The sequence below is a fragment of the Acidovorax sp. GW458-11-26-14-TSB4 genome (assembly GCF_059423865.1).
The window spans coordinates 54500-69832 of the sequence record NZ_JBWKYR010000025.1; the positions used below are offsets into that span (position 1 = coordinate 54500).

The following is a 15333-nucleotide window of genomic DNA, read 5'->3' on the forward strand; positions in this document are numbered from 1 at the left end:
TGCGGCGGTTTTGCAGCCAACAGCCCTCAAGCCCGACTGCCTCCTGAACAGAGTTTCTGCACCCGAGATGGAGGAGACGACTGCCTCGACAAGCCTGGTGGCTTTCAGCGGCTCGTGGAAGGCGATGCCGAAGTTTCAGGACCTGCCGAGGCAATGCTGGTTGCAGCCCCCAGCGCTCTGACGTCGACCTCCCAGGCGCGCAGTTTGTCGCGAGCATGGCGGCGCTGCTCGGGTGTGGTGCTGTTGTGCAGCTCGGCCAGCCAGGCGCAGTTGTTCTCCACCACCTTGCGCTGATAGGCTGCATAAGCCGGACGCGGCGAGCGCAGCCAGCTGCCCATCAAGGCCTTGACCTGCGCCTGGGCGACCGACGCCGCCAGGGCGCGACCGTCGCCGGTGAGCGAACGCAGCGTTTGCAGCGTGTCACGCTGGCGGGCCAGGCGCTCCTGCTGCCACACCTCGGCGTCGTAGGGCGACGCGGCCAGCGCCTTGGACAAGCGCTCTCGCTGCGCATCGTCCAGCCGGCCATAGAGCGTTTCGAGCCGCTCGACGGTACGCTTGTGCCGTTCCTCTCGGCGCTCATCCAGGTCGGGCTGCAGGTAATCGTCGCGGAACTCCTTGTTGCTGCGCTCGTAGCGCTTCTCGATGTGGCGCAGTTGCTGTGGCCTCAGCGACACCGCCAGCTCGGTCGCGGGCACCACGGCTTGCGCCAGCGCGGCCTCGGTCCGCAGGAGAAATTCGGGCTCCCAGCGGCACAGCTCGGCGCCGGTGGTGTTGTCCATCACCTGCGCCTGCATGCGGGCCAACATCCCTGCGTACTCCGGCAGTTGCGTGCTGCGGTGCCAGCGGAACCAGGCGCCGATGGCGTCACGGGTGCGGGGGCCCTGCTCGTCGTCCAGGTCGGCGTAGTTGTCGATCCACACGGAGGCCCAGTTCGGGGCCTGGTTGTAGGCCAACCGGACCACGGTGCAGCCGGCGAGAGCGAGTGCCAGCAGGCTGGCGCCGACTATCCGCGCCCCCTTTCGCCATGGAATTACACAGAAAGATTCGCGCATGATTCTCCATATGGTCCTGGTGGCTGCGGGCCAGGATACCCGCATGGCCTCCGATTCACCCGGCCAGCTGCAACGTGCGTTCGATGCCACCGCCTCGCTGCAGACAAAAAACACAAAATACGCTGATGAGCCCGGTGGCTTCACTTTCTGACCAGGTGGATGCGCGTGAGTTCCGACGGCTTGCAAAGTCGAAGCACGAATCCAGGCCATAGTGCTGCGCCGTTGTTGACATCAATGCAAGTTCCAATCTTGCAGCTGACGATCCGGGGTGTTTTGGCTTGCAAGGTGGGCATGGACGAAAGACTCTCAGCCTCTCAGCCGCCAGCCATGCCTTTCGGGGCTGATGGGCGCATTTCGGGGCGCTCCGGCGAGCGCCTTTGCAAGGTCGGGTCCATGCGGACCGACGCTGGGCGCCATCAGCTTCGCCTGCTGCTGGCTGCATTGGCCTACATTCTCACGATCACCATGCGCCGACTGGCCCTGCAAGGGCCCGGGTTGGCGCAGCCAGCACCGCAACGATCCGCATCAAACGGCTCAAGCCGAGGCGAGCGCCCTTTGCGAAGACGAAGATTTCATGGCCTTGCGCAAGGCCACCGCGTCCTGGGCCTGCGCGGGCGCCGACGCGTCGAGGCGGAACACGGCCACGGTCTCGGTGACGGACTGGGCCTGGCCCTGCAGCTCCATGGCCGAAGCGGCGTTTTCCTCCACCAGCGCGGCGTTCTGCTGCGTGATGGTGTCGAGCTGCGCCACCGCGGCATTGACCTGCGAGATGCCCGTGAGCTGCTCGTTGGAGGCGTTGTGGATCTCGCCGATCAGGGTGTTCACGCGGCGCACCAGTTCGAGCGATTCGCTCATGGTCTTTTGCGCCATGTCGGTCTTGTGGTGGCCCTCTTCCACCTTGGTGGCCGAGTCATCGATGAGCTGGCGGATCTCCTTGGCGGCCGACAGCGTGCGGTGCGAGAGGCTGCGCACCTCGGAGGCCACCACCGCGAAGCCGCGCCCCTGGTCGCCCGCACGCGCGGCCTCCACGGCCGCATTGAGCGCCAGGATGTTGGTCTGGAATGCGATGCTGTCGATGAGCTGGGTGATCTCGCCGATGCGGCCCGAGGCAGTCTGGATCTGCTTCATGGTCTCGGCCACGCCATCGACGGCTTCGTTGCTGCGCTCGGCCACCGAGGTCGCCTGCGTGGCCAGCACCGTGGCCTGGCGTGCCGATTCGGCCGTGTGCTTGACGGTGCCGGTGATCTCTTCCATCGAGGCCGCCGTCTGCTGCAGGTTGCTGGCCTGGGTCTCGGTGCGCGAGGACAGATCCTGGTTGCCCTGGGCGATCTCGCGCGTGGAGACCTGCATGCGCTCGCTCTCCTGGCGCGCATCGCGCACGATGGACAGCAGGTTCACGTTGAGCTGCGACAGCGCCTTCTGCAGGTTGCCCACGGTGTCGTCGCGCGAGACCTCGATCTTCTGCGTGAGGTCGCCCGCCGCCATGCGGTTGGCCCAGCCCAGCATCTGGAACAGCGGCGCCACCGTGGCACTGTGCAGGTACCAGGCCATGCCGATGGCCAGGGCCAGCACGCCGGCCCAGGCCAGGCCCGAGCCGAACGTGAAATCATGCCCGCCCAGGTCCGCCGCACCCCAGGCCGCGAGCACCAGGACCAGCAGGCACATGCACATCTTACCCAGGGGCCCGAGCTTGAAGCGGGCTGCCAGCGCCCCCCAGGGCGTGTTCTTCACCACGCGCCCGTTGCGCAGCACGTGCACCAGGCTGCCGCGCTCCTTCTCGGCACGCATGGTGGCGTAGAGCCGGTCGGCGGCCTGGATCTGCTCGCGCGTGGCCTCGGTGCGCACCGACATGTAGCCCGTGGGGTGGTCGCCCTGCATCAGCGGCGTGACGTTGGCCATCACCCAGTAGAAGCTGCCGTCCTTGCGCCGGTTCTTGACCGCGGCCGACCACGGGTGGCCGTTGCCGATGGTCTCCCACATGTCGCGGAAGGCCTCCTCGGGCATCTCCGGGTGGCGGATCATGTTGTGGGGCTGGCCCAGGAGTTCCTCTTTCTCGTAGCCGCTGACCTCGATGAACATCGGGTTGCAATACAGGATGCGGCCCTTGAGGTCGGTCGTGGAGACCAGGGTTTCGCCTTTGGGAAAAATGTACTCTTGGGTACTGACCGGCAGATTCACTCGCATTGGATTCCCTCCAAGGATGGCATCTCGTCTCCGCACGGCAGGGCTGGCAGAGCCCTGGCGGTAAAAACATCCTATGGGCATTGCCCCGGCCATGCAAACAACTTTTCGCCACCTGGACCATCCCGCGCGTGGTGCACGCCTGGCCGGCCGGCGGGCGCACCACCGTGCCCCCACACCACGATGCACCGCATCCGCCCGGAAGCGCATCAAAATCCATAGCACCAGAATCAACAAGGCCCTTCGACTGGCGGCGAGAGGGCCCTTTCCGAAAGATGCACCACCATTGGCATACGCCTTGCTCGATCTGGTGCACGGCTGAAGCAGGCCGTTTGTGTTGGCCGGTGCAAGGACGCACCAGACGAAGCGACACAGGAAGCAGGCGTCCCCATGGAGAAGCGTTGGCTGCAAGGCCGGCGTGCATCCGTGTGGGCGCCTTTTTGTTTTGCCCGTCGCCCAGCCTGCCCCCGCGGCCACGGCACCTGACAGCAGCACCGCAGCCGCCGGATGCCGCCCATTCCACACGAGACAGACCTCCAGGCTCCAATTCCGGGACTTCCTCCAGGGCCTGTTAACACTAATTTCGGGGTCGCGAAGGCCCTTGCCGGTGTGCCAATCTAGGCGCGCGACGCCGCGTGTGCCCTTGCACAGGCAAGGAACGCAACGACCAGTGGCGCGCCGGCAAGGGCCTTCCCTTCGGGTTGCCCGAAATTAGGGTTAACAGGCCCTAGTCGGACAGGAGCGTGCGCACCGTGGTCTGCGCCGCCTCGGGCCCATTGCCAGCTGCGCCCACGCCGTCGGCAATGGCGGCGATGGCGCCGCGCGCGGGTTCGCGCCCGCGCCGCTCCACCCGCGCCGCGAAGTTCTCGTTGCCGTTCTCGCGTCCGGCTTCGGAGACACAGCCGAAATCGAGTTCACAGCCCATGCACCACCGGCAAGCACCTTTCATGCCCCAGCTGGTGCAGCGACGTTAGCCCACGCACCCCGTCAAGGCAAGCCGGCCACCATCGCCCCACCACGGTGCAGTGCAACATGGTGGATGCGGCACCAGCCAGGGGCATTGCACAGGAGCACCGGTGAAACCCCATGCCCCGCAGCAGGGCGGCCTGCTTGGCATAGGTATTGCTAATTCCCAGTACGGCCCGAGCGGGCCACGCAGACCCACGGCGCAATGGCGCGCCCGGGTGCTGTAAGGACGAAGGCGTCCCCACATGCGGTTTCGAGCGTTTTTCCTCGAAGCAGCATCGTGCGGACGCCTTTTTTGTTTTTGTCTTTCCGATGTGCGTTGGGGGTTGCGATGGCAAGGAAGTCCAGGCTGGTGATGGTGGGCAATGGCATGGCCGGTGTGCGCACGCTGGAAGAGCTGCTCAAGATCGCCCCGGACCTCTACGACATCACGGTGTTCGGCGCAGAGCCGCACCCCAACTACAACCGCATCCTGCTGTCGCCCGTGCTCGCGGGTGAGCAGACCATCGACGAGATCATCCTCAACGACTGGTCCTGGTACGAAGACCACCACATCACCCTGCACACCGGCTTCACCGTGACCGAGGTGGACCGTGTGCGCCGCATCGTGCATGCCACCAGCGCGACCGGCGAGACCGTCAGCACCGAGTACGACCGCCTGATCCTGGCCACGGGCTCCAACCCCTTCATCCTGCCCGTGCCGGGCAAGGACCTCGACGGCGTGCTCGCCTACCGCGATATTGCCGACACCGAGGCCATGATCGCCGCCGCGGCCACCTACCGCCATGCGGTGGTGATCGGCGGCGGCCTGCTGGGGCTGGAGGTGGCCAACGGCCTGGTCAAGCGCGGCATGCAGGTGAGCGTGGTGCATGTGGGCAACACGCTCATGGAGCGCCAGCTCGACGCGGTGGCGGGCCGCATGCTGCAGCAGGCGCTGCAGGAGCGCGGCATGCAGTTTCTGCTCAACGCCCAGACCGCAGAGCTGGTCGGCGGCCCCGAGGGCCGTGTGAGCGCCGTGAAGTTCAAGGACGGCAGCGAAGTGCCCGCCGACCTGGTGGTGATGGCCGTGGGCATACGCCCCAATACGGCACTGGCCGAGAAGATGCGCCTGCACGTGAACCGGGGCATCGTGGTCAGCGACACGCTGCAGACCATCACCGACGCACGCATCTACGCCGTGGGCGAGTGCGCCGCGCACCGGGGCATCGCCTACGGCCTGGTGGCACCGCTGTTCGAGCAGGGCAAGGTGCTGGCCAACCACCTGGCGGAGCTGGGCATCGACCGCTACCAGGGCTCGCTCACGTCGACCAAGCTCAAGGTGACCGGCATCGACCTGTTCAGCGCCGGCGACTTCCAGGGCGGCGAAGGCACCGAGGAGATCGTGCTGAGCGACCCGGTGGCCGGCTCGTACAAGAAGCTGGTGATCAAGGACGACAAGCTCGTGGGCGCCTGCCTGTACGGCGACACCGTGGACGGCAGCTGGTACTTCGAGCTGCTGCGCGAGGGCCGCACGGTGGATGAGATCCGCGGCCAGCTGATGTTCGGCCCTGCCGCCACCGAATGAACCCCATTGCAGCCATGACGACCCGAAAGGACACCCCCATGACCACCACGATCTCCCCATCGCCCGCCCTGCACCGCAGGGCCTTGCTGCTCAAGGCCGGTGCCGCAGCAGGAGCCGCCACCGTGGCCGGCACGCTGGCCCTGGTCTCGCGGCCGGCCCGGGCCCAGGTGGCCAACCTCAACGACGCCATCAACAAGGCCGGGCGCCAGCGCATGCTGAGCCAGCGCATGGGCAAGGCCTGGCTGGCCCTGGCGCACAAGGTGCAGGAGCCCGCCGCGCGCCAGGTGCTGGAGCAGTCGGTGGCGCTGTTCGAGCGCCAGCTGGCAGAACTGAAAACCTACGCACCCAACCCCGGCATCCGCGACACCTATGGCCAGCTCGACGGCGCCTGGGCTGCGCACAAGGCCACGCTGCTCACCGGCACACCGGCGCTGGCCGGGGCGACGGCGATGCTGCAGGCCGACGCCAAGGTGCTGGCCCTGGCGCACCAGGGCACGGTGCAGTACGAGTCGGCCTCGGGCAAGCCCGTGGGGCACCTGGTCAACGTGGCCGGCCGCCAGCGCATGCTGAGCCAGCGCATGGCCAAGTTCTATCTGGCGGCGCAGTTGCCGGTGGATGCGGCTGTTGCCACGGCGGAGATTGCCAAGGCGCGCACGGAGTTCATCGCGGCGACGGAGGTGTTGCGCAAGGCTCCTGAGGCCAATGAGCGGATTCGGCAGGAGTTGCTGCTGGCGGATGGGCAGTGGGTGTTCTTTGATGCGGCTTTGAAGCGCATGCAATCCGGCGGGGCTGTCGGGAATACCGGGCGGCAGGTGTCGGATGTGTTTGTGGCGAGTGAGAATTTGTTGTCGAGCATGGATCGGGTGACTGGTCTTTATGCTGCTCTGGCTGGGTGATATCGTGGTCTGTGGTTGCTTCATTTCTTGTGCCAAGGGCGGAGGCCGGGTCTCGGCCCGGCGGCCGAGGTACTTGTTCTTTGCTTCGCCAAAGAAAAGTACCCAAAAGAAAGGCGACCCTGCTGGCCGTGTCCCCCTCGCCGGTGGCGAGGGGGCAGCCTGCGATGCTCGGTCCTGGGGTGTGCCGCAGAACTCGCTGCGTTCTTCGAACTCCGCTCAAACAGCTGCGGCAAGTCAGACAACGAGGCGCGTGTCCTGCGGCACGCGCTCACCCCAGGCCCTGCGCTTCTCGGCACGTCCAGAAGGGATTGGGGGCCCCACACGGGCCATTGCTTCGCTCGGCCCGATTTGCCTCGCTGCGCTTCGGCCTGTCGGCAGCGCGAAGCGCGTGACCAACACCCGGCGCAGCTGCGAAGCAGCAGCCGTCTTTGAACCCGATCCCCACCCCTGCTGGCTGCGCCGAGAAGCGCAGGAGCTGGGGTGGGCGTGTGTGCCGAAGGACACACACGCTTCGTGGTCTAGCTTGCCGCAGCTGTTTGAGCGGAGTTCGAAGAACGCAGCGAGTTCTGCGGCACCACCCCAGGTCCGAGCATCGCAGGTTGCCCCCTTCGCCCATCGGGCGAAGGGGGACGCAGACTGGGGGTCGCCTTTTCTTTGGTGACTTTCTTTTGGCGAAGCAAAAGAAAGTTACTGCGCCGCCGGGCGCACATCCCGGCCCCCCGCCCCAAGAACAAGCACGCCGCAACCACGAAACGAAAATGACAGAAACCAAATCCACCTGCCCCTACTGCGGCGTAGGCTGCGGCGTGATCATCGAATCCCAAGGCGCGCAAATCACAGGCGTACGCGGCGACCCCACCCACCCCGCCAACTTCGGCCGCCTGTGCACCAAAGGCTCCACCCTGCACCTGACTGCAGCGAGCCCCGTCACCCTGCAGACCCGCCTCCTCCACCCCCTGCACCGTGCCCAGCGTGGCGCACAGGCCCTGCCCGTCACCTGGGATGCCGCACTGGACATGGCGGCGCAAAAATTCGCCGACACCATCGAACAGCACGGCCCTGACTCAGTCGGCTTCTACGTCAGCGGCCAGCTCCTGACCGAGGACTACTACGTCTTCAACAAGCTGGCCAAGGGCCTGATCGGCACCAACAACATCGACACCAACTCGCGCCTGTGCATGAGCAGCGCCGTGGCCGGCTACAAGGCCACGCTGGGGGCCGATGCGCCGCCCGCCTGCTACGACGACGTGAAGCATGCGCAGTGCCTGTTCTTCGTGGGCAGCAATGCGGCCTGGGCGCACCCCATCCTGTTCCGGCGCATCGAGGATGCGCGCGCGGCCAACCCGGGCATGAAGATCATCGTCGCCGACCCGCGCCGCACCGACACCGCGGGCATGGCCGACCTGTTCCTGCCGATCCAGCCGGGCAGCGACGTGATGCTGTTCAACGGCATGCTGCACCTCATGCTGCGCGAGGGCTGGGTGGATGCCGCCTACATCGGCGCGCACACCACCGGCTTCGATGCGCTGAAAGCACTGGTGGCCGACTGCACGCCCGAGCGCGTGAGCGCCGTGTGCGGCATCCCCGAGGCCGACCTGGCCACGGCGGCGCAATGGTTCGCCACCTCCAGGGCCACGCTCAGCCTGTACTGCCAGGGCCTGAACCAGAGCAGCAGCGGCACGGCCAAGAATGCCGCGCTGATCAACCTGCACCTGGCCACGGCGCAGATCGGCAAGCCGGGCGCGGGCCCGTTCTCGCTGACCGGCCAGCCCAATGCCATGGGCGGGCGCGAGGTGGGTGGCCTGGCCAACCTGCTGAGCGCGCACCGCGACCTGGCCAACCCCGCGCACCGCGCCGAAGTGGCTGCGCTGTGGGGCATTGCCGACGTACCGGCGCGCCCCGGCAAGACGGCGGTGGAGTTGTTCCAGGCCGCCGCCGACGGCGAGATCCGCGCGCTGTGGATCGCCTGCACCAACCCCGCGCAGAGCATGCCCGACCAGGCCACCGTGCGCCGCGCACTCGAGCGCGCCGAGTTCGTGGTGCTGCAGGAGGCCTTTGCCACCACCGCCACCGCGCAGTACGCCGACCTGCTGCTGCCCGCCACCACCTGGGGCGAGAAGACCGGCACCGTGACCAACAGCGAACGTCGCATCTCGCGCGTGCGCACTGCGGTGCCGGCGCCTGGACAGACGCGCCACGACTGGGCCATTGCGGTGCAGTTTGCGCACCAGCTGGAGGCGCGGCTGCGCCCCGGCGCGCCCAGTCTGTTTCCCTACACCACCAGCGACGCCGATGCCGGGGCCGAGGCGGTGTGGAACGAGCACCGCGAAACCACGCGCGGCCGCGACCTGGACATCACCGGCCTGTCCTGGCCGCTGCTCGAAGCCGACGGCCCGCAGCAGTGGCCGCTGCCCGAAGGCACGGCCAGCGGCAAGGTGCGCCTGTACGAAGACGGCATCTACCCCACGCCCGACAGGCGTGCGCGCTTTGCCGCCCATGCCTGGCAGCCCGTGGCCGAGCCGCGCGAGTCGCGCTACCCTTTCAGCCTGACCACCGGCCGCCTGCGCGACCAGTGGCATGGCATGAGCCGCACCGGCACGCTGGGCCGGCTGTTCGGCCATGTGGCCGAGCCCTCGGTGCAGATGCACCCGGACGACATGGAGCAGCGCCAGTTGCGCACAGGCGACCTGGTGCATGTCACCAGCAAGCGCGGCTCCATCGTGGTGCCTGTGCAGGCCGATGGCACCATCGGCCGGTCGCAGGCCTTCATGGCCATGCACTGGGGCAGCGAATACCTCAGCGGCCAGTCGTCCACGGGCGAGCGGCTCTCGGGCGTGAATGCGCTGACCACATCCGCCTACTGCCCCACGTCCAAGCAGCCCGAGCTCAAGCACGCGGCCGTGAAGATCCTCAAGGCCGAGATGCCCTGGACGCTGCTGGCCCTGGCCTGGCTGCCCGGCGACCAGGCCCTGGCCGTGCGCGAGGCCCTGGCGGCGCTGATGGAGGAATTTCCGTTCGCCAGCTGCGTGCCCTTCAGCAACAACACCCCGCTATCGGAGCCGGACCGCGAGCGCAGCGGCGTGCTGCTGCGCGCCGCTGCGCACGAGGCGCCGCCCGATGCCACCATCGAGCGCATCGAGGCCCTGCTGGGCCTGGCCGGCAGCGACACCGTGCGCTACGCCGACAGAAAACGCGGCCAGCGCCGCGCGGCCCGCCTGGCCCGGCGTGGCGATGGTGCCAGCACGCTGGAAGCCATCGTGCTCGCGGGCGACACCAGTGCCCAGGGCTGGATCAAGACCCTGCTGCAGGAAGAACTGCCCGCACAGACCTACGGCCGCCTGCTGCTGGTGCCCAGCGCCAAGGCGCCGGTGGCGGTGCAGTCGCGCGGCAAGACCGTGTGCACCTGCTTCAACGTCACCGACGCGGCCATTACCGGCCAGCTGGCGCAGTGCCACGGCACCGACGACGAGTGCCTGGCCCAGTTGCAGGGCGCGCTGCGCTGCGGCACCAACTGCGGCTCGTGCCTGCCCGAGCTCAAGCGCATGGTGCGCGCCACAGGCCCCCTGGCCACCAAGTCTGCAACCACCATCGCCATAGCCGCCATATAACCAAAAGTTCGCTGGGTTGCGAGAAAATACCCAGCCCCACTCCAAAGAGCCATCCGCCACCACCATGGGCATCAGCCAGTACATCAAGGAAATCGGCCGCGGCCCCCGCGGTGCCAAGCCGCTCACGCGCGAGCAGGCCACGGACCTGTTCGGCCAGGTGCTGGACGGCACGGTGACCGACCTGGAGATCGGTGCCTTCTGCCTGGCCATGCGCATCAAGGGCGAGACGGCAGAGGAGATGTGCGGCTTCCTCGATGCCACGCACGCCCGCATGGCCCTGCTGCCGGCCAGCGAGCGCCCGCTGGTCGTACTGCCCAGCTACAACGGCGCGCGCAAGCTGCCCGTTCTGACCCCGCTGCTGGCCCTGCTGCTGGCGCGCGCGGGCCAGCCCGTGCTGCTGCACGGCATGCGCACCGAGGCACGGCGCATCCTGGCCTCCGACGTGCTGGAAGCCCTGGACGTGCCAGCGCTCACCGCGCCGCGCCAGGTGGCGGCTGGCGAGGTGGCCCACATCACCACCCCATTGCTGCACACGGGCCTGGCCCGCCTTCTGGCCGTGCGCGAGGCCGTGGGCCTGCGCAATGCCGGGCACAGTGCCGTCAAGCTCATGAATCCCTGCGCCGGTCCGGCCGTGGTGGTCACGAGCTATACGCACCCCGAGTACTTCGAGATGCTGCAAAACACCTTCAGCGCCATGGGCATGAACGCCCTGCTCTCGCGCGGGCTCGAGGGCGAGGTGGCGGCCGATCCGCGCCGCACACCCCGTTACGACGCCTTCATCGGCGGGGTGCACCATGTGCTGCAGGAGCAGGAGCCCGGCACCGCGGGCGAGGTGCCCGGCCTGCCCACCGAGATCGACGTGGCCACCACCGCCGACTACACCCGCCGCGTGCTCTCGGGCGAGCTGCCCGTGCCCCCTGCGCTGACGCGCCAGGTGGAACATATCTTGCACGTCACCGCTCAAACAGCCACACCCGCCCTGCCGGAGACACAGCCATGAACCGCCCCACGCATCCCTCCCCGACGACCACCCCGCGCCCGCACCTGGGCACCGGTGGCTCCTGCACCCTGGTGGGCGCGGGGCCGGGCGATCCGGAGCTGCTCACGCTCAAGGCGCTCAAGGCCATCCAGGCTGCCACCGTGCTGCTGGTGGACGACCTGGTGAGCGATGCCATCGTGGCCTACGCTGCGCCCACGGCGCGCATCGTGCACGTGGGCAAGCGCGGCGGCTGCAAGAGCACGCCGCAGGCTTTCATCGAAAAGCTGATGCTGATGGCCGTGAACGAAGGCGAGAACGTGGTGCGCCTCAAGGGTGGCGACCCCTTCATCTTCGGCCGCGGCGGCGAAGAGGTGGAGCACCTGCGCGCGGCGGGCGTGCCGGTCACGGTGATCAACGGCATCACCGCGGGCCTGGCAGGCCTGACCTCGCTGGGCGCACCGCTCACGCACCGCGAGCATGCCCACGGCGTGGTCTTCGTCACCGGCCATGCCAAGCCGGGTGATGCGGGCACCGACTGGCGCCAGCTGGCCGCCACGGCGCGCGACGCCAAGCTCACGCTGGTGATCTACATGGGCGTGAGCGGTTCGGCCACCATCGGCCAGGAACTGCTTACCGGCCTGCCGGCGGCCACGCCCGTGGCCATCATCCAGCACGCCAGCCTGCCGCAGCAGCGCCATGCCGTGACCACCCTCGGCGAGATGCACGCCACCATCGCGCGCGAGGGGCTGGCCAGCCCTTCCGTGATCGTGGTCGGCGACGTGGTGCAGGGCATCGCAGTAGCGGCCCTGCCGCAGCAGCCGGTGGGTTTGCGCGCCGCCTGAGCGCCCCCCCTCTTCCAACCCTATTTCAGCAGACCCTTGCGAGTCCTTCGCAAGGCGTTTGTGCGCCTGTACACCAGGGCCTGCGCGCACGCTCCCGGGGCAAGAAGCAGGCCTTCACTGGCCCGGGTATTGCTTGTTGAACAGCGACAACCCGATGGCAACCACACAGGATCACACCATGGCCGCCTACCCTCTTTCCGCTGCCCGCAGCAACCTGCCCGTTCCCACCACCACCGCATCGCGCGATGGCGACATGTCCCTGGTCAACCTGGCGGCACGCCAGCGCATGCTGTCGCAGCGCATGGTGCTGCAGACCGTGCTGGCCACGCGCGGCAGCGGCCTGCACCTGAAGGCGGCACGCAGCTCGCTGGCGCTGTTCAGCGACAGCCATGCGCGGCTGGTGGACACGCCGCGCCACCTCGATGCGGCCATGGGCGAGCGCATCCGCACGACCTACCACGGCGCCACCGGTGTGGGCCCGACCATCGAGGCCTTCATGGAGCAGGTGGATCGCACCCTGGAGCTGGCCGAACGGCAGAGCCCCCGCATGGAAGAAGCCCTGGCGCGGCTGGTGGAGATCACCGATGGCGCGCTCGAAGCACTGAACACGGCCACCACTGCCTTCGACCAGATAGGCAAGGCCAAATCCGAGACGCTGATGAAGGAGTTGGCGGGCATCGTCGCCTCCATCCAGACCGTGGCGCGCGAGGCCAAGGTAGTGAGCTTCAATGCCCAGGTGATGGCCGCGCGCGCGGGCCAGCATGGCCGCGAGTTCGCGGTGGTGGCCAATGTGCTCTCGGGCATCACCAACGAGATCGATGGACTGTCGCTGCAGGCCGTGTCGCTGGCAGGGCGCAACCGCTGAAGCGCGCCACGTTCAGATGTTGGTGAAGCCACCCTCTGGTGCCGGATGCGGGATCGACCAGCCGAAGTAGACCTCCACCTCGGTGATGCGGCCGTTGCGGGTGGTCACCACCTCGGTGTTGCGAAAGCGCCCGCCGCCCTCGCGCGTGCCCTCGTAGGTGACGAAAACGATGTGGCCCTGCTGGACCAGGTGAATGAACTGGAAGCCGCTGATGGCCTCGCTGTTGGGCCAGCAGCGCGCGAAGTAGGTGGCGCGGTCGATGCGGTTGTCGAGCGGGCTGGAGAAATGGAAGTCGTCGTCGAGCAGCGCCTCGATGGCCTCGCGGTCCTTGCGGACGTAGGCCTCGTAGCTGGCGCGCACCAGCGCTGTGGCATCGTTCATGGTGGCTTGTCTCCCCATCGGGCAGGAACGCGTGGGCGCCCCCAAAGATACAAGGCTACCCCTGCGCGCGCAGGGGCCTGTTAGCACATGTTCTCGGCCCGTTCGCCGGATGGGGGCTCAGGCGGCCACAGGGGCCGGCACGGGCGCACTGCGCGCCTGCTCAAAGCGAGCGGCCAATTCCTTGCGCAGGGTCTTGCGCATCACGGCGGCATCCCAGCGGCGGCGCTCGTCGGCGGTGGAAGGAGACAGCGCAGGCACCTGCACGGGCTTGCGCGCCTCGTCCACCGCCACCATGGTGAAGAAGCAACTGTTCACATGCCGCACCACCTGGGAGCGGATGTCCTCGGCCACCACCTTGATGCCGATCTCCATCGACGAGGAGCCGGTGTAGTTGACGCTGGCCAGGAAGGTCACCAGCTCGCCTACGTGGATGGGCTGCAGGAACATCACCTGGTCCACGCTCAGCGTGACCACGTAGCAGGCCGAGTAGCGGCTGGCGCACGAGTAGGCCACCTGGTCGAGCAGCTTGAGGATGGCGCCGCCGTGGACGTTGCCGGAAAAGTTGGCCATGTCGGGCGACATGAGCACGGTCATGCTCAGCTGGTGCGAGGGGATGTTCATGGACCCCGATTTTACGTGCGATGGCGGTTACACAAGGATGCACAAGGCCCCGCTACACTCGCGTCACACAAAGCCAACACAAGCCCGGGCAATACGCCACGACCCGGGCGCAGAGGGGTAGAACATGCTCGAAATCGACAAGCTCAACGAATTCACCGAAAGCCATGGTGCGCTGCGCACCGGGCGCGGGCTGGTCTCGGGGGTGATTGCGCTCACGCTGGCCATCCTGTGCTTTCTGGGGGTACTGGCCTTCCACTTCCCCGAGTACCTGACCACGCCGCAGCTGCGCAAGAGCTACGACGTGGCCGTGATCCGCTACATCATGCTGGCGGCCATGGCCATCGCAGGCGGCATCTCGCTGGTCAACATCATCTTCAACCGCTCGCGCTGGCTGGCCACCTTCGCCTTCGCCACCGTGGCGCTGGCCGCCATCCTGGGCGGGCACAAGGTGGAGGTGGACCCGAACTTCCCCGACAACACGCCCTACATCGGCCTGGACTGGTTCATCCTGGACCTGCTGGGCAGTTCGCTGATCTTCATCTTCGTCGAGAAGCTGTTCGCGCTGCGCAAGGACCAGCCCATCTTCCGCGAGGAGTGGCAGACCGACTTCCACCACTTCATCGTGAACCACATGGTGGTGGGCTTCGTGCTGCTGGCCACCAACCTGGTGGTGCACAAGTTCTTTGGCTGGGCAGCCAGCGACGGCGTGCGCGGCTGGGTCCAGGGGCTGAACTTCTGGGTGGCGCTGTTCCTCATCATCCTGGTGGCCGACCTGGTGCAGTACTGGACGCACCGCGCCTACCACGAGGTGCCCGTGCTGTGGCGCCTGCATGCCGTGCACCACAGCGTGAAGAGCATGGACTGGATGGCCGGCTCGCGCCAGCACATCCTGGAACTGCTGATCACCCGCACCCTGGTGCTGGCCCCCATCTACGTGCTGGGCTTTTCCAAGGAGGTGATCGACGCCTACATCGTGGTCGTCGGCTTCCAGGCCGTGTTCAACCATGCCAACGTGAGCGTGCGCCTGGGGCCGCTGCGCTATGTGCTGGTCACGCCCAACTTCCACCACTGGCACCACAGCCAGGACCAGGAGGCGCTGGACAAGAACTATGCGGCGCATTTCGCCTTCCTGGACTACCTGTTCGGCACCGCCGTGAAGAGCACCAAGCTCTGGCCCGAGAAGTACGGCGTGCTGGGCGACTACGTGCCCAACGGCTTCATCAAGCAGTTCAAGTTTCCGTTCACCTGGAAGGGCTGAGCGCACCTCCGCCGGGTGCCTCCCGGCTTACAAATGAGGCGCAAATGGGGAGGTGATCGAAATGGCACACCCGAACCACCGGGAAAAATTGGGCATCGCTAGAACTGGCGCGGGTTAGCG

12 protein-coding genes and 1 pseudogene are annotated in these 15333 nt (G+C 67.3%); 8 read left to right on the plus strand and 5 right to left on the minus strand.

Annotated features, from left to right (window positions below):
* Positions 1-104: 104 nt before the first annotated feature.
* Complete coding sequence (locus AC07X5_RS28725; RefSeq protein ID WP_494772903.1) at positions 105-962, minus strand: DUF6279 family lipoprotein; 858 nt, start codon at positions 960-962, stop codon at positions 105-107.
* A gap of 88 nt (positions 963-1050) precedes the next feature.
* Here AC07X5_RS28725 and AC07X5_RS28730 point away from each other — a divergent pair, with 88 nt between their 5' ends.
* On the plus strand, positions 1051-1203 hold the full coding sequence (locus AC07X5_RS28730; RefSeq protein ID WP_494772904.1) for a hypothetical protein: 153 nt from the start codon (positions 1051-1053) through the stop codon (positions 1201-1203).
* A 383-nt stretch (positions 1204-1586) separates the two neighbouring features.
* On the opposite strand, the gene AC07X5_RS28735 is transcribed toward AC07X5_RS28730, so the two are convergent.
* Both AC07X5_RS28735 and AC07X5_RS28740 read right to left on the minus strand, forming a co-directional pair.
* Positions 1587-3236 (minus strand): methyl-accepting chemotaxis protein, encoded by a 1650-nt coding sequence (locus AC07X5_RS28735; RefSeq protein ID WP_494772905.1) that lies wholly within the window; start codon positions 3234-3236, stop codon positions 1587-1589.
* Between the two features lie 724 nt (positions 3237-3960).
* The gene (locus tag AC07X5_RS28740) at positions 3961-4158 is read right to left on the minus strand and encodes a hypothetical protein (protein ID WP_494772906.1); all 198 of its coding nucleotides are present in this window, start codon (positions 4156-4158) and stop codon (positions 3961-3963) included.
* Positions 4159-4530: 372 nt separating this feature from the next.
* Here AC07X5_RS28740 and AC07X5_RS28745 point away from each other — a divergent pair.
* The 6 genes and pseudogenes from AC07X5_RS28745 to AC07X5_RS28770 form a co-directional block, all read left to right on the plus strand.
* A pseudogene (locus tag AC07X5_RS28745) lies at positions 4531-5745 on the plus strand (NAD(P)/FAD-dependent oxidoreductase); the annotation flags it as partial.
* A 56-nt stretch (positions 5746-5801) separates the two neighbouring features.
* Positions 5802-6659: a type IV pili methyl-accepting chemotaxis transducer N-terminal domain-containing protein gene (locus AC07X5_RS28750; RefSeq protein ID WP_494772907.1), complete on the plus strand. Its 858-nt coding sequence runs from the start codon at positions 5802-5804 to the stop codon at positions 6657-6659.
* 758 nt (positions 6660-7417) lie between these two features.
* Entirely contained in the window at positions 7418-10267 is a 2850-nt protein-coding gene (locus AC07X5_RS28755; protein WP_494772908.1) for a nitrate reductase, read from the plus strand.
* Positions 10268-10331: 64 nt separating this feature from the next.
* Positions 10332-11267, plus strand: coding sequence for a DNA-binding protein YbiB (gene ybiB, locus AC07X5_RS28760; RefSeq protein WP_494772909.1), 936 nt, complete (start codon positions 10332-10334; stop codon positions 11265-11267).
* The gene (cobA, locus tag AC07X5_RS28765) at positions 11264-12088 is read left to right on the plus strand and encodes a uroporphyrinogen-III C-methyltransferase (RefSeq protein WP_494772910.1); all 825 of its coding nucleotides are present in this window, start codon (positions 11264-11266) and stop codon (positions 12086-12088) included. Before ybiB ends, cobA begins: the two co-directional genes overlap by 4 nt.
* A gap of 178 nt (positions 12089-12266) precedes the next feature.
* Complete coding sequence (locus tag AC07X5_RS28770) at positions 12267-12953, plus strand: type IV pili methyl-accepting chemotaxis transducer N-terminal domain-containing protein (RefSeq protein ID WP_494772911.1); 687 nt, start codon at positions 12267-12269, stop codon at positions 12951-12953.
* A 12-nt stretch (positions 12954-12965) separates the two neighbouring features.
* Here the strand turns inward: AC07X5_RS28770 and AC07X5_RS28775 are convergent, their stop codons facing one another.
* Together AC07X5_RS28775 and AC07X5_RS28780 are read right to left on the minus strand one after the other, a co-directional pair.
* Positions 12966-13334, minus strand: coding sequence for a nuclear transport factor 2 family protein (locus AC07X5_RS28775; protein WP_494772912.1), 369 nt, complete (start codon positions 13332-13334; stop codon positions 12966-12968).
* 117 nt (positions 13335-13451) lie between these two features.
* Entirely contained in the window at positions 13452-13955 is a 504-nt protein-coding gene (locus tag AC07X5_RS28780; protein ID WP_409956783.1) for an acyl-CoA thioesterase, read from the minus strand.
* Positions 13956-14079: 124 nt separating this feature from the next.
* On the opposite strand from AC07X5_RS28780, the gene AC07X5_RS28785 reads away from it, so the two are divergent.
* Complete coding sequence (locus AC07X5_RS28785) at positions 14080-15213, plus strand: sterol desaturase family protein (RefSeq protein WP_409956785.1); 1134 nt, start codon at positions 14080-14082, stop codon at positions 15211-15213.
* Positions 15214-15333: the final 120 nt, after the last annotated feature.

Bases quoted from the DNA above. Each gene is read 5' to 3' on its own strand.
- AC07X5_RS28730 (WP_494772904.1), top strand. From the start codon at position 1,051: ATGATTCTCCATATGGTCCTGGTGGCTGCGGGCCAGGATACCCGCATG.
- AC07X5_RS28735 (WP_494772905.1), bottom strand. From the start codon at position 3,236: ATGCGAGTGAATCTGCCGGTCAGTACCCAAGAGTACATTTTTCCCAAA.
- AC07X5_RS28740 (WP_494772906.1), bottom strand. From the start codon at position 4,158: ATGGGCTGTGAACTCGATTTCGGCTGTGTCTCCGAAGCCGGACGCGAG.
- AC07X5_RS28750 (WP_494772907.1), top strand. From the start codon at position 5,802: ATGACCACCACGATCTCCCCATCGCCCGCCCTGCACCGCAGGGCCTTG.
- AC07X5_RS28755 (WP_494772908.1), top strand. From the start codon at position 7,418: ATGACAGAAACCAAATCCACCTGCCCCTACTGCGGCGTAGGCTGCGGC.
- ybiB (WP_494772909.1), top strand. From the start codon at position 10,332: ATGGGCATCAGCCAGTACATCAAGGAAATCGGCCGCGGCCCCCGCGGT.
- cobA (WP_494772910.1), top strand. From the start codon at position 11,264: ATGAACCGCCCCACGCATCCCTCCCCGACGACCACCCCGCGCCCGCAC.
- AC07X5_RS28770 (WP_494772911.1), top strand. From the start codon at position 12,267: ATGGCCGCCTACCCTCTTTCCGCTGCCCGCAGCAACCTGCCCGTTCCC.
- AC07X5_RS28775 (WP_494772912.1), bottom strand. From the start codon at position 13,334: ATGAACGATGCCACAGCGCTGGTGCGCGCCAGCTACGAGGCCTACGTC.
- AC07X5_RS28780 (WP_409956783.1), bottom strand. From the start codon at position 13,955: ATGAACATCCCCTCGCACCAGCTGAGCATGACCGTGCTCATGTCGCCC.
- AC07X5_RS28785 (WP_409956785.1), top strand. From the start codon at position 14,080: ATGCTCGAAATCGACAAGCTCAACGAATTCACCGAAAGCCATGGTGCG.